The sequence below is a fragment of the Streptomyces sp. a15 genome (genome assembly GCF_059026085.1).
In genome coordinates, this window is sequence record NZ_JBWLKM010000010.1 from 79,124 (window position 1) to 92,173 (window position 13,050).

General features: G+C 69.2%; 11 protein-coding genes and 1 riboswitch. All 11 genes read left to right on the forward strand.

The features are described 5' to 3' along the window. Nucleotides 1–74: 74 nt before the first annotated feature. The 11 genes from AC5P09_RS13475 to mycP all read left to right on the forward strand — a co-directional run bounded on the left by AC5P09_RS13475 (nt 75) and on the right by mycP (nt 13,042). The gene (locus AC5P09_RS13475; protein WP_493874100.1) at nt 75–1,346 is read left to right on the forward strand and encodes a cytochrome P450 family protein; all 1,272 of its coding nucleotides are present in this window, start codon (nt 75–77) and stop codon (nt 1,344–1,346) included. A 165-nt stretch (nt 1,347–1,511) separates the two neighbouring features. Further along, nucleotides 1,512–2,567 (forward strand): LysM peptidoglycan-binding domain-containing protein, encoded by a 1,056-nt coding sequence (locus AC5P09_RS13480; RefSeq protein WP_493874101.1) that lies wholly within the window; start codon nt 1,512–1,514, stop codon nt 2,565–2,567. Between the two features lie 181 nt (nt 2,568–2,748). After that, a riboswitch (cyclic di-AMP (ydaO/yuaA leader) is annotated at nt 2,749–2,926 on the forward strand. A gap of 3 nt (nt 2,927–2,929) precedes the next feature. Further along, nucleotides 2,930–3,631 (forward strand): transglycosylase family protein, encoded by a 702-nt coding sequence (locus AC5P09_RS13485; protein ID WP_406493441.1) that lies wholly within the window; start codon nt 2,930–2,932, stop codon nt 3,629–3,631. Nucleotides 3,632–4,024: 393 nt separating this feature from the next. Next, nucleotides 4,025–5,311, forward strand: a complete 1,287-nt coding sequence (gene eno, locus AC5P09_RS13490) for a phosphopyruvate hydratase (RefSeq protein WP_493874102.1) — start codon at nt 4,025–4,027, stop codon at nt 5,309–5,311. A gap of 148 nt (nt 5,312–5,459) precedes the next feature. Further along, nucleotides 5,460–5,936, forward strand: a complete 477-nt coding sequence (locus tag AC5P09_RS13495) for an FtsB family cell division protein (RefSeq protein ID WP_493874103.1) — start codon at nt 5,460–5,462, stop codon at nt 5,934–5,936. Between the two features lie 40 nt (nt 5,937–5,976). Further along, on the forward strand, nt 5,977–6,558 hold the full coding sequence (locus AC5P09_RS13500) for a DUF501 domain-containing protein (RefSeq protein WP_493874104.1): 582 nt from the start codon (nt 5,977–5,979) through the stop codon (nt 6,556–6,558). Further along, nucleotides 6,555–7,508, forward strand: a complete 954-nt coding sequence (locus tag AC5P09_RS13505; protein WP_493874105.1) for a Ppx/GppA phosphatase family protein — start codon at nt 6,555–6,557, stop codon at nt 7,506–7,508. Before AC5P09_RS13500 ends, AC5P09_RS13505 begins: the two co-directional genes overlap by 4 nt. Nucleotides 7,509–7,929: 421 nt before the next feature. Then, nucleotides 7,930–9,345 (forward strand): NAD(P)/FAD-dependent oxidoreductase, encoded by a 1,416-nt coding sequence (locus AC5P09_RS13510; RefSeq protein ID WP_493874106.1) that lies wholly within the window; start codon nt 7,930–7,932, stop codon nt 9,343–9,345. A 237-nt stretch (nt 9,346–9,582) separates the two neighbouring features. Further along, nucleotides 9,583–10,104, forward strand: coding sequence for a DUF2563 family protein (locus tag AC5P09_RS13515; protein ID WP_493874107.1), 522 nt, complete (start codon nt 9,583–9,585; stop codon nt 10,102–10,104). Next, nucleotides 10,104–11,594 carry a WXG100 family type VII secretion target gene (locus AC5P09_RS13520; protein WP_493874108.1) on the forward strand — a complete coding sequence of 497 codons (1,491 nt, stop codon included), beginning with the start codon at nt 10,104–10,106 and terminating at the stop codon, nt 11,592–11,594. Before AC5P09_RS13515 ends, AC5P09_RS13520 begins: the two co-directional genes overlap by 1 nt. Nucleotides 11,595–11,659: 65 nt before the next feature. After that, entirely contained in the window at nt 11,660–13,042 is a 1,383-nt protein-coding gene (gene mycP, locus AC5P09_RS13525; RefSeq protein ID WP_493874109.1) for a type VII secretion-associated serine protease mycosin, read from the forward strand. The last annotated feature ends 8 nt before the right edge of the window (nt 13,043–13,050 follow it).

Genomic DNA, 13,050 nt, shown 5'->3' on the forward strand with positions numbered 1-13,050 from the left:
CTGTCGGCATGGGCATTTCGGGGTCACCCCGCCGCCAGGAACGTCCCCGCCAAGAAGCCAGCTACCGTCAAGGAGTGACCGACCAGCCCACCCCCACGAGCCCTGCCCCCGAACTCTTCACCTGGGAGTTCGCGACGGACCCCTACCCCGCCTACGCCTGGCTCCGGGAAAACGCCCCCGTCCACAAGACCGAACTCCCCAGCGGCGTGGAGGCATGGCTGGTCACCCGCTACACGGACGCCAAACAGGCTCTCGCCGACCAGCGGCTCTCCAAGAACCCCGCGCACCACGACGAGCCCGCGCACGCCAAGGGCAAGACCGGCATCCCCGGCGAGCGCAAGGCCGAGTTGATGACGCATCTGCTCAACATCGATCCGCCCGACCACACAAGGCTGCGCCGGCTCGTCTCCAAGGCGTTCACCCCGAGACGCGTCGCCGAATTCGCGCCCCGCGTGCAGGAGTTGACCGACCACCTCATCGACCAGTTCGCCGACAAGGGCAGCGCCGACCTCATCCACGACTTCGCCTTCCCGCTCCCCATCTACGCGATCTGCGACCTGCTCGGGGTCCCCCGTGAGGACCAGGACGACTTCCGGGACTGGGCGGGGATGATGATCCGTCATGGCGGCGGCCCGCGCGGCGGAGTGGCGCGGTCGGTGAAGAAGATGCGGGGCTATCTCGCCGAGCTCATCCACCGCAAACGCGAGGCCCTGACGGCCGAGAGCACCCCCGGCGAGGACCTCATCTCCGGTCTCATCCGGGCCTCCGACCACGGTGAGCACCTCACCGAGAACGAGGCCGCGGCCATGGCCTTCATCCTCCTGTTCGCAGGCTTCGAGACAACCGTCAATCTCATCGGCAACGGCACCTACGCCCTCCTCACCCACCCCGAACAGCGAGACCGACTCCAGAAGGCGCTCGCCGCCGGCGACACGGCGCTCCTCGCGACCGGCGTGGAGGAACTCCTCCGCTACGACGGCCCCGTCGAGCTCGCCACCTGGCGGTTCGCGACCGAGCCGGTCAGCATCGGCGGGCAGGACATCGCGACCGGCGACCCCGTCCTCGTCGTCCTGGCCGCCGCGGACCGGGACCCGGAGCGGTTCGCCGATCCGGACACGCTCGACCTGTCCCGCCGCGACAACCAGCACCTCGGATACGGCCACGGCATCCACTACTGCCTCGGCGCCCCCCTCGCCCGCCTGGAGGGCCAGACCGCGCTCGCGACGCTTCTCACCCGCCTCCCGGACCTGCAACTCGCGGTGGATTCAGCTGATGTGCGGTGGCGGGGCGGTCTCATCATGCGCGGGCTGCGGACGTTGCCCGTCGAGTTCACGCCGCGTGGCTGACTCGCTCACCTGCGTAAAGGTGACGCGCCTTCAAGTCTGTGATCTTCACGTGATCTGCGCGGCATTAACTTGTGACAAGTGATCGGCTGCCTATACGTTCACGCCAGCGCGGCGCCGAGCCTCACCCGCCACGCTGGTCACCGTTGTCTCGCGAAAGGTTTCCGCATGCTCTCCGGGAACGGCCGTCATCGTCGCCCCCGCCAGGCTCCGGCCATCCTTGTGGCGGCCGGAGTGACCGGCTCCGCCATCGCGATCCCGCTCCTCGGTGCCACCGGCGCGAGCGCGGCGACCGGCACCACGTGGGACCAGGTGGCGAACTGCGAGACGGGCGGCTCCTGGAGCGAGAACGCCGGTGACGGGTACTACGGCGGGCTCCACATCGCCCAGGACGACTGGGAGCAGTACGGCGGCCTCGACTACGCCTCGCGCGCCGACCAGGCCAGCCGCTCCCAGCAGATAGCCGTCGCGGAGAAGATCCTCGCGGACCAGGGCGTCGGCTACTGGTCCACCTGCGGCCTGCTCAACGGCCTCAGCAAGGACACCGCGGCGCCCGACGTCGACACGGGCGTGGCGGACGACGCGACGTCGGGTGCGGAGGATGAGTCGGGCTCGCCCGACTCATCCGGATCATCCGGCTTGTCGGACTCCTCCGAGTCGTCGGCGGACTCGTCCGGCGATGCGGCTTCGGACGCGCCTTCGTCGTCCGTGTCGCCCACACCGTCCGATTCTGACGCCCGGTCGGATTCTTCCGGCGAAGCCGACAACTCGGCCAAGTCCGACACCTCGTCTGATTCTGCTGCAACCCCCGGCGCCTCGCAGGGCTCCGGCGACGACTCCGACAGTGACTCCACCGGCGCGACGAATCCGGATGACTCGGACAACTTCTGGCAAGAGGGCGGCTCTTCGGCCCTCGTCGACACCGGCTCCCTCGGTGCGGGCAAGCACCGCGGCGACAGCGCCGACGAGACGGCCGCGGCCACAGGCGCGGACGCGGGTACCGCCGACGCCGACACGGGCGCCTCTGCCGGCCGTCACGCCGCCCGCGCGGACTCGTACACCGTCCGCCCCGGGGACACTCTCGCCTCCATTGCCGACTCCCTTGGCCTCCAAGGCGGGTGGCGTGAGCTCTACGCGGAGAACGAGCAGGCGATCGGCGCCGACGCGAGCGTCATCGTGCCCGGTCAGACCCTCACCGTAGGTATCGAATCGGGCGAAAACTAGCGGGAGTTCGCGTCACACTTCGCCACCGAATGTCCGATTTGGCGAAGTGTGGGATGAGTCTCAGAAGCCCTGATCGTCTTTGAAATTCCGCGGATCGCGTGTCTACCGTCAGGACCGCTCGCCAACACGAGCCCCGGCCGCCGCAACGCCGAATCCTGCCAGTGGCGCCCGGGAACAGTCGTCGCGTAATGCGCCGTAGGCAGGAGCGGGGGACCCAAGGTAGGCGCCGGGACCAGCAGTTGAGCTGGGACCGGCTTGGGGTGAAGCCGTGCCGCGCACGAAACAGCGCGAGGCACGGCCGGGCAACTCAACCGGCCCGAACCCGACAGCTCACCTCGCAGGCGTCGGTGAGGGGATCCACCATGCTGTTTTCCGCCAAGGGCAAGCACCGCCGTCCGTCCAAGGCCACCCGTGCCATCGCCATCGCCGGTGTCACCGGTGCCGCCGTCGCCGCCCCGCTGATGGCCGCCGGCAGCGCCTCCGCCGCCACCGCCTCCGAGTGGGACGCCGTGGCCCAGTGCGAGTCCGGCGGCAACTGGTCCATCAACACCGGCAACGGCTACTACGGCGGCCTGCAGTTCTCGGCCTCCACCTGGGCCGCGTACGGCGGCACGCAGTACGCCGCGCAGGCCAACCAGGCCTCCAAGGCGCAGCAGATAGCCGTCGCCGAGAAGGTCCTCGCGGGTCAGGGCAAGGGTGCTTGGCCGAACTGCGGTGTGAACCTGTCGAACTCCGCCTACAACGGCAGCGCCGACACCTCGTCGAACACGTCCAGCGGCTCCGGCAGCTCGGACAGCAGCTCCTCGGACAGCAGCCGTTCGACCGAGCAGCCGGCCTCCCGTTCCGCGGACCGCCCGGCCGCGAAGAAGACCGTCACCACCCCGACCGGCAAGAAGGTCAAGAAGGGCGACGGCGAGTACAAGGTCGTCTCCGGCGACACCCTCAGCTCCATAGCCGAGGAGCACGACGTCAAGGGCGGCTGGGACAAGCTGTTCGAGCTGAACAAGGACATCGTCACGGACGCCGACCTCATCTACCCGGGCCAGCAGCTGCACCTGAAGTAAGGGCTGCACCGGAAGTAAGGGCTACACCTGAAGTAAGGGCTGCGCCCGAAGGTAAGAGCCGCACCTGAAGTACTACGCGGCTCTCAGCTGAACCACAGCGCCCTCTTATCCGTGGACTCCATAGTGGAGGCCTCGTGAGGGCCACCCCCCGTCCCCACGGGCTCCCCGCTCCGGTGCGTCTTCCCCCGTACGCACCGGGGCGGGGCTTTTTCGTGCCGGTCCCGTGCGATTTCCCCGCGAGTTGCACGGCACTCTTTGTTCCGTTCGGAAACAATTTACTCTCGGTTCTGTCCATCCGGTGGTCGACCGGCTGGCCGATCGCCCGGAGCCGGTTAGGCTCGTCTCGCAGAACCCACCGCGGTCCTGCCGAACCGCGTCACATTGAAGAAGGAGATGCTCGTGCCGTCCATCGACGTCGTCGTAGCCCGGGAAATCCTGGACTCCCGAGGCAACCCCACGGTCGAGGTCGAGGTCGGCCTCGACGACGGCAGCACGGGTCGTGCCGCCGTCCCCTCCGGCGCCTCCACGGGCGCCTTCGAGGCCATCGAGCTCCGCGACGGTGACCCCAACCGCTACCTGGGCAAGGGCGTCGAGAAGGCCGTCCTCGCCGTGATCGAGCAGATCGGCCCGGAGCTCGTCGGCTACGACGCCACCGAGCAGCGCCTGATCGACCAGGCGATGTTCGACCTGGACGCCACCGACAACAAGGGCTCCCTCGGCGCCAACGCCATCCTCGGCGTCTCGCTCGCCGTCGCCCACGCCGCCTCCGAGGCCAGCGACCTCCCGCTCTTCCGCTACCTGGGCGGCCCGAACGCGCACCTGCTGCCCGTTCCGATGATGAACATCCTGAACGGCGGCTCGCACGCCGACTCCAACGTGGACATCCAGGAGTTCATGATCGCCCCGATCGGCGCGGAGTCCTTCTCCGAGGCGCTGCGCTGGGGCGCCGAGGTCTACCACACCCTCAAGAAGGTGCTGAAGACCAAGGGCCTGTCCACCGGCCTGGGCGACGAGGGCGGCTTTGCCCCGAACCTGGAGTCCAACCGCGCCGCGCTCGACCTCATCCTCGAGGCCATCAAGCAGGCCGGTTACGTCCCCGGTGAGCAGATCGCGCTCGCGCTCGACGTCGCCGCGTCCGAGTTCTACAAGGACGGCAAGTACGAGTTCGAGGGCAAGTCCCGCTCGGCCGCCGAGATGACCGAGTACTACGAGGAGCTCGTCTCCGCGTACCCGCTGGTCTCCATCGAGGACCCGCTGTACGAGGACGACTGGGCCGGCTGGAAGGTCATCACCGAGAAGCTGGGCGACAAGGTCCAGATCGTCGGCGACGACCTCTTCGTCACCAACCCGGAGCGCCTCGCCCGCGGCATCGAGGAGGGCTCCGCCAACGCCCTGCTCGTCAAGGTCAACCAGATCGGCTCGCTGACCGAGACCCTGGACGCCGTGGAGATGGCCCAGCGCAACGGCTTCAAGTGCATGATGTCCCACCGCTCCGGCGAGACCGAGGACGTCACCATCGCCGACCTCGCCGTCGCGGTGAACTGCGGCCAGATCAAGACCGGCGCCCCGGCCCGCTCGGACCGCGTCGCCAAGTACAACCAGCTGCTGCGCATCGAGGAGATCCTCGACGACGCCGCGGTGTACGCCGGCCGCAGCGCGTTCCCCCGCTTCAAGGGCTGAGCCGAGCAGGGCTGAGCCGAAGCAGGGCTCAGCCGGCCAAGGCTGAGCCAAGCAGGGTTAAGCCTTAGCCAGTCGTACGTACGTCCCCGTACCGGTCCCGTACCGTGTGCGGGGACGTACGCACGTGTGAGACGGGAGGCGGGGAAACATGGCCGTGAAGGACCGGGACCGTTTCTCCACCGCGACCAGGATCAAGCTGCTCGGCGAGCAGACCGCGGCCCGTGTGTACCGCTCCCAGACCAAGCGGCAGGCCCGCCGCTCCCGGCTCACTGGACGGGCCGCGCTCCTCGCCCTGGTCCTGTGCACGCTGATCGTGGCCCTGGCCTATCCCATAAGGCAGTACGTCTCCCAGCGCGCCGAGATCGCCGATCTCGAGCAGCAGCAGGAGCAGGCCCGGCAGCGGGTCGAGCAGCTGCGCGACCTCAAGGCGCGCTGGCAGGACGACGCGTACGCGGAGCAGCAGATCCGGCAGCGGCTGCACTATGTGATGCCGGGGGAGACTGGTTACATCGTCATCGACCCGGACGCGGCCAGGCAGTCGCGCACCGACCTCGGGGCGGCCGACCGCCCCTGGTACGCGAACGTCTGGGACGGCGTCGACAAGTCCGACGCTTCCGCTCAGTGAGACTCGTGAGACCAGCGAACTGACCGATAGAAAGACAGGCATGCAAACGCCCCCGCCCCCTACTCCGCGCACCGAGCCCACCGACGCGGACGTCGAGGCCTTCAAGCAGCAGCTCGGGCGTCCGCCGCGCGGTCTGCGCGCGATCGCGCACCGCTGCCCGTGCGGCGAGCCGGACGTGGTCGAGACGGCCCCCCGCCTCCCCGACGGCACGCCCTTCCCGACGCTGTACTACCTGACGTGCCCCAAGGCGAACTCCGCGATCGGCACCCTCGAGGCGAACGGCGTCATGAAGGAGATGACCGAGCGACTGGCGACCGACCCGGAACTCGCCGCCGCCTACCGCGCCGCGCACGAGGACTACATCCGGCGCCGCGACGAGATCGAGGAGCTGAAGGGCTTCCCCAGCGCGGGCGGCATGCCGGACCGGGTGAAGTGCCTGCACGTCCTGGTCGCCCACTCCCTGGCGGCCGGCCCTGGGGTCAACCCGCTGGGCGACGAGGCGCTGGAGATGCTGCCGGAGTGGTGGAGGAAGGGGACGTGTGTGACGCGGCTCCAGGAGACATCCACGGAGCCCGCTCAGCCCGCTCAGCGTGCTCAGTCCGTTCAGGAGGACGCCAAGTGACCCGGGTCGCCGCCGTCGACTGCGGTACGAACTCCATCCGGCTCCTCGTCGCCGACGCCGAGCCGGCGACCGGCGAACTGGTCGACCTGGACCGCCGTATGACGATCGTCCGCCTCGGCCAGGGCGTCGACCGCACCGGACGGCTCGCCCCCGAGGCCCTGGAGCGGACCTTCGCCGCCTGCCGCGAGTACGCGGCGATCATCAAGGAGCACGGCGCGGAGCGCCTGCGCTTCGTCGCCACCTCCGCCTCCCGGGACGCGGAGAACCGGGACGAGTTCGTACGAGGGGTGCTGGACATCCTCGGTGTCGAGCCGGAGGTCATCACCGGCGACCACGAGGCGGAGTTCTCCTTCACCGGCGCCACCAAGGAACTGACCGGCCGCGACGACCTCGCCAAGCCCTACCTGGTGGTGGACATCGGCGGCGGCTCGACCGAGTTCGTCGTCGGCGACGACCACGTGCGCGCGGCGCGCTCGGTCGACGTGGGCTGTGTCCGGATGACCGAGCGGCACCTGGTGAAGGACGGGGTGGTGAGCGACCCGCCGTCCGCGGAGCAGATCGCGGCGATGCGGGCCGACATCGAGGCGGCCCTCGACCTCGCCGAGCAGACGGTCCCGCTGCGCGAGGCGCACACGCTGGTGGGCCTGGCCGGCTCGGTGACGACGGTCTCGGCGATCGCCCAGGACCTCCCCGAGTACGACTCCACGGCCATCCACCACTCCCGCGTCACCCACGACCGCGTCCGCGAGATCACCGAGTGGCTCCTGCACTCCACCCACGCCGAACGCGCGGCCGTCCCCTCCATGCACCCGGGCCGCGTCGACGTCATCGCCGCGGGCGCCCTGGTCCTGCTCTCGATCATGGAGCGGATCGGCGCGGCGGAGGTTGTCGTCAGCGAGCACGACATCCTCGACGGCATCGCCTGGAGCGTGGCGGAAGAGCTCGCGTAGCACTCTGCTGAGCAGGCCGGATGCCCGTTTGAGCACACCCGAGGGGCCCTGGTGGGCCCCTCGGTGACACTCCTCAGGGAAAGTTCGTGAAGTTCTTCACAAGGAATTCGGCCCTGTCGGAGGACGAAGGCGTCCCCGTTGACCCCTCCGGGGGTTCAACACCCGCGTGAACGTGTTCAAAAGAGGCGTGCGAGGACGTTTCACGGAGGCGCCGGAAGGGTCTCTCGCGAGGGTCTGGCAGAGGGGTTTCGAGGCCAGAGAGGCAGCTCACGCGGCATTGACAACGGCCTGCCGTACACGCTGGTTCCCACTCCGCGCCATGACGTGGATCACGCGAGCGGCGGAGGATAGCACACACCACCAGAAAGCTTGTGAAGGGGCGCACGAGCGACCCCCCTGAGGCGGGTGGATACTCGATGGCATGAGCACCACGGAGCGTCCCAGGATCCTCGTAGTAGGCGGTGGGTACGTAGGCCTGTACGCAGCTCGGCGCATCATGAAGAAGATGCGCTACGGCGAGGCGACCGTCACGGTCGTCGACCCCCGGTCGTACATGACCTACCAGCCCTTCCTCCCCGAAACCGCCGCCGGCAGCATCTCCCCGCGCCACGTCGTCGTCCCGCTGCGACGCGTGCTGCCCAAGGCGGAGGTCCTCACCGGCCGGGTCACCACCATCGATCAGGACCGCAAGGTCGCCACGATCTCGCCGCTGGTCGGCGAGGCGTACGAGCTGCCCTTCGACTACCTGGTCGTCGCCCTCGGCGCGGTCTCCCGCACCTTCCCGATCCCCGGCCTCGCCGAGCAGGGCATCGGTATGAAGGGCATCGAGGAGGCCATCGGCCTGCGCAACCACGTCCTCGAGCAGCTCGACAAGGCCGACTCCACGCACGACGAGGAGATCCGCCGCAAGGCGCTCACCTTCGTCTTCATCGGCGGTGGCTTCGCGGGTGCGGAGACCATCGGTGAGGTCGAGGACATGGCCCGCGACGCGGCCAAGTACTACAACAACGTCTCCCGCGAGGACATGCGGTTCGTCCTCGTCGACGCCGCCGACAAGATCCTCCCGGAGGTCGGCCCCAAGCTCGGCCAGTACGGCAAGGAGCACCTGGAGAGCCGGGGCGTGGAGATCTACCTCTCCACCTCCATGGACTCCTGCGTCGACGGCCACGTGGTGCTGAAGAACGGCCTGGAGGTCGACTCCAACACCATCGTGTGGACGGCCGGCGTCAAGCCGAACCCCGCCCTTGGCCGCTACGGCCTTCCGCTGGGCCCCCGTGGTCACGTCGACTGCGAGCCGACGCTCCAGGTCAAGGGCACGGACTACATCTGGGCCGCGGGCGACAACGCCCAGGTTCCGGACATCGCCGCCCGCAAGGCCGGCGTGGAGAACGCCTGGTGCCCCCCGAACGCCCAGCACGCCCTCCGTCAGGCGCGGGTCCTCGGCGACAACGTGATCTCCGGTATGCGGGGCTTCCCGCAGAAGGACTACAGCCACGCCAACAAGGGTGCTGTGGCAGGCCTCGGCCTCCACAAGGGCGTCGCGATGATCGTCATGGGCAAGATGAAGATCAAGCTCAAGGGCCGTCTCGCCTGGTACATGCACCGCGGCTACCACGGTCTGGCCATGCCGACCTGGAACCGCAAGATCCGCGTCTTCGCCGACTGGACCCTCGCCATGTTCCTCAAGCGCGAGGTCGTCGCCCTCGGTGCCCTGGAGACTCCGCGCGAGGAGTTCTACGAGGCCGCCAAGCCGGCGCCGGTCGCTGCCGCGAGCAAGGCCGAGGACAAGCCCAAGGCCGAGGAGAAGCGGAAGGCCGAGCAGGCCAAGGCCTCCTGACCACCGGTCACTGAACGCCCCGAAGGGGTCGCCCGCCATCCGTGGTGCGGGCGGCCCCTTCGGTGTGTTTCGGCTCTGTCCTCTGAGTGCCGGTGCTCATGTCCCTTGTCTCGTCCGGGTGTTGGATGTGTGCATGTTCAAGACAGGGCGGATGCCCGCTGTCACTGCCGGTAGTTAGAGTGGTGGGTGCGACTTCGAAAGCCCGGGTCGCCACGGTGGTCGTACGGGGAGGGTGTTGTGTCGTCGAGCCTTGGCGGAGCGATGGGCGGGTCCTGGGCCTCGGGCCTGTTCGACGCCGCCACCGCTGCCACCGCCGACGTGGCCGCCGAGCTGTCGTCGTTCACGGAGTTCCGAAGGCGCGTCGACGAACTGATCCATGACCTGAAGGGCTCGGAGGCGGGCCCCGGCAAGCTCGGCGAGGAGCAACTCGTACGCCACCAGTTCGGCGGCGGGGACGGGGCGTGGGCGGAGGCGTCCGGGCTGTTCGCGGCGTACAACACGGTCATCCCCGAACTGGAGACCCTGTCGAAGCTGCTGTCGGACTCCATGGAGGGCATGGGCATCGCGGTCCTGGCGTCGCACAAGGGCTACGAGAACATCGACCTGGACATCCGGGACCGGATGACGGCGATCAGCACGGAGACGACCGAGCACTACGGGGGCAGTTACGAGCCGGGGCTTCCGCGTGCTGCCGGCGATGCGGGCAGCGGTACTGGCGGCAGGACATCGACGGGCGGCGACGCGGGAGGCACGATCTGATGCCGGCCAAGGGACCGGGTGGCGGCACCCCCTTCGAGGGCATGAGCCACGAGCAGATGCTGGCGTGGCTGGACCAGGCGAACGCGGGCACGGTGCAGGCCGCCGCCGACCGGCTGGTCACCGCGGCGAAGGAAATCCGCAAGATCGCCGAGGAGTTGAAGATCCGTCCGCAGTGGGTGGAGTGGAAGGGCGAGGGTGCGAACGCCTTCCGCACCTGGAGCGCGGATCTGGCCAACTCCACCTTGAGACTGGGCGACTTCAGCGAGGGCGCGGGGAAGTGGCTGGGGCAGGCGTCGGACGCGATCGCCCAGGCGCAGGTGTCGATCCCGCGGGACGCCGGAAGCGCGCAAGCGAATCTCGACGTGGCGAGCGCTGCGCGCAACGACCCGGATGCGGCGTCCGTCGGGGCCAAGTCCGCGAGCGAACTTGCGGCATTGGCGGCGGACAAGGAAGAGGTACGGCAGCAGGCCGCGGCGCAGATGCGGAAGCTGGGGGAGACGTACTCCTGGTCGGCTACGCAGATGAACGCGCTGGAGCGGCCTAGGTTTCCGCCGCCGCCGGGGGCGATTGTGCCGCCGCAGAGCGACACGGTCATCGCTGGTGAAACCATGGCCCGCCCGGATGTCTCTGCAGAGGGTGCGGGTACCTCGGGGGGCGGTGCCTCGGCGGGTGCGGCGCAGGGCCGGGGCGTCTCTTCTCCCGATCGCTCCGAGTTGGTGGACGTCGCCCCACCGACTCGAATGGACATCGACTCGGTGGAGACGCTGCCGCGCACCCCACAGGCACCGGCGGGTCCGGCAGCAAGCCCGCCCGTCCCTGGCCGGGCGGAGGTTGGGCTGACTCCACCAACAGGGATGGTGCCTCCCGCATTTGGAGACCGTAGGGCAGCCCCTGTTGGTCCAGCGGTACCAGGGCGGGCGGCAGGTACCGGACGGACGCCCTCGCTGCCGGGCCAGGGAGCCCCCGCCGCGAACCCCGGCCGCGTGCCTGGCGGCAACGGCATCGTCGGTGGCCGTCCCACCATGCCGCCCGCAGGCAGGTCGATGGGCGCCATCCCGCGAGGCACGGTGGTGGGCGGCGAGGGTACGACCCCTCGTGGCCCGATCGGCCCCACCGCAAACACCGCCGCTCCGGCCCAGTCGGCAACCGGTCGGCCGGGCCAGGTTACCGGTCGAGCCCTCCCTCCCTCGAACGGAGGCGTCGTCGGCGGCAACCAGCAACAGCCTGGCCGTACGGGAGCTCGCCCATCCGTACCCGGCAGTTCTGGCGCGGTCGGAAGCACTGGCGCTGCCGCGAGAGGTGGCATCTCGGGCGGTGCGCCCAGTGCGGGACGCCCGGGTGAGAGCCGTAGCGACGGCGCTCCCCGCACGGCGCAGTCGGCCTCCCCGCCCCGTACGGGCAATAGAAGTGATCGTTCTCGCCGCCCGACCGGGGGCGATGAGACTCGGCAGCAGGGCGGGCGCCGCACCGTGCCGCCGATCGTCGACTGACACATCAGGAAGGCAAGAGGGAGCACATGCTTAGAAGCGGTACTCGACGCGGGCGCCGCCAGGCTGTGGCATCAGCGGTTCTCGGCCTGCTGCTGGTGGGCACCGCAGGTGCGCCGGCCCACGCGGAGTCGACGCGCGAGCAGCAGTGGTTCCTCGACGCCATGCAGGCCGAGCAGATGTGGCAGACCAGCACTGGCAAGGGCGTCACGGTCGCCGTGATCGACACTGGAGTCGACCCGACCAACCCAGACCTGAAGGGGCGCGTACTTCCTGGTAAGGACTTCGCCGAAGACCAGCCGGGCAACGAGTACACCGACTACGAGGGCCATGGCACGGGCATGGCCGGTCTGATTGCCGGAACCGGTGCGTACGGCGGTGGGAAGGGGGCGTTCGGTCTCGCCCCAGGTGTCAAGATCCTGCCGATCCGGATGCCCAATGCCGGGGCGGCAGCCAACAAGGCCGAGGGCAACAAGCAGTTCAATGACGTGGCTCCCAAGGCGATGCGTTACGCCGTGGACGCAGGCGCGAAGGTCATCAATATCTCCATGGCGCACACCGAGGGCTCTGCGCGGCTGACAGACGCGGTGAAGTACGCCCTGACCAAGGGATCGTTGGTCTTCGCGGGAGTGGGCAACGACGGAGATCAGGGTAATGAGGTGATGTACCCGGCTGCTACACCGGGCGTTGTCGGTGTCACGGCGGTGGGGAAGGATCTGCGGAGAACCGACGAGTCGGAGTACGGGCCGCAGGTGGACATGGCCGCGCCGGGCGAAGACTTGGTCTACGCCTGTGGGAGCGAGAGCGGGCTCTGCCGTGGCCACGGCACCAGCGGCGCCACCGCCCTCGCCTCCGCCAGCGCCGCCCTGATCTGGTCCAAGCACCCAACCTGGACCAACAACCAGGTCCTCAGGGTCATGCTCAACACCATCGGCGCCCCCACGGACGGCACCAAGCGCAACGACTCCATCGGCTACGGCATCGTCCGCCCCCGCATCGCCCTTCAGACCCCGGGTGATCCGGGCCCGGCGGACGAGTACCCGCTCCCGGACCTGGCGGCCGCGGCATCGACTTCGCCCTCCCCTGTCGCTTCCGCTTCAGGGCCGGAGGACGCTTCGGCTTCGGACTCGGCCAAGGCGGCGGACGAAGGCAGCAACACCGCGCTCTGGGCAGTACTGGGCTCAGCCGGCACCGTCGTAGCCCTTGGAGCAGTGGCCGTGTTTGTCGTCATGCGCAAGCGGTCGGGCGCGACGCAGCGGGCGTTCCCAACTCAGCAGCCACCCCACCAGGGCGGCCCGTATCCGTACCCGGGCCAGCCGGCTCAGCCGCCCTACCCGACGGCCACCCAGAACCCGTACCACCCGAACCACACAGCGCAGGCACCACAAACATGGCACGGCGGGGGTACGCAACCCCCGCACCCCCAGCAGGACCCCGGCGCCCGCCAATAGACCCCCGG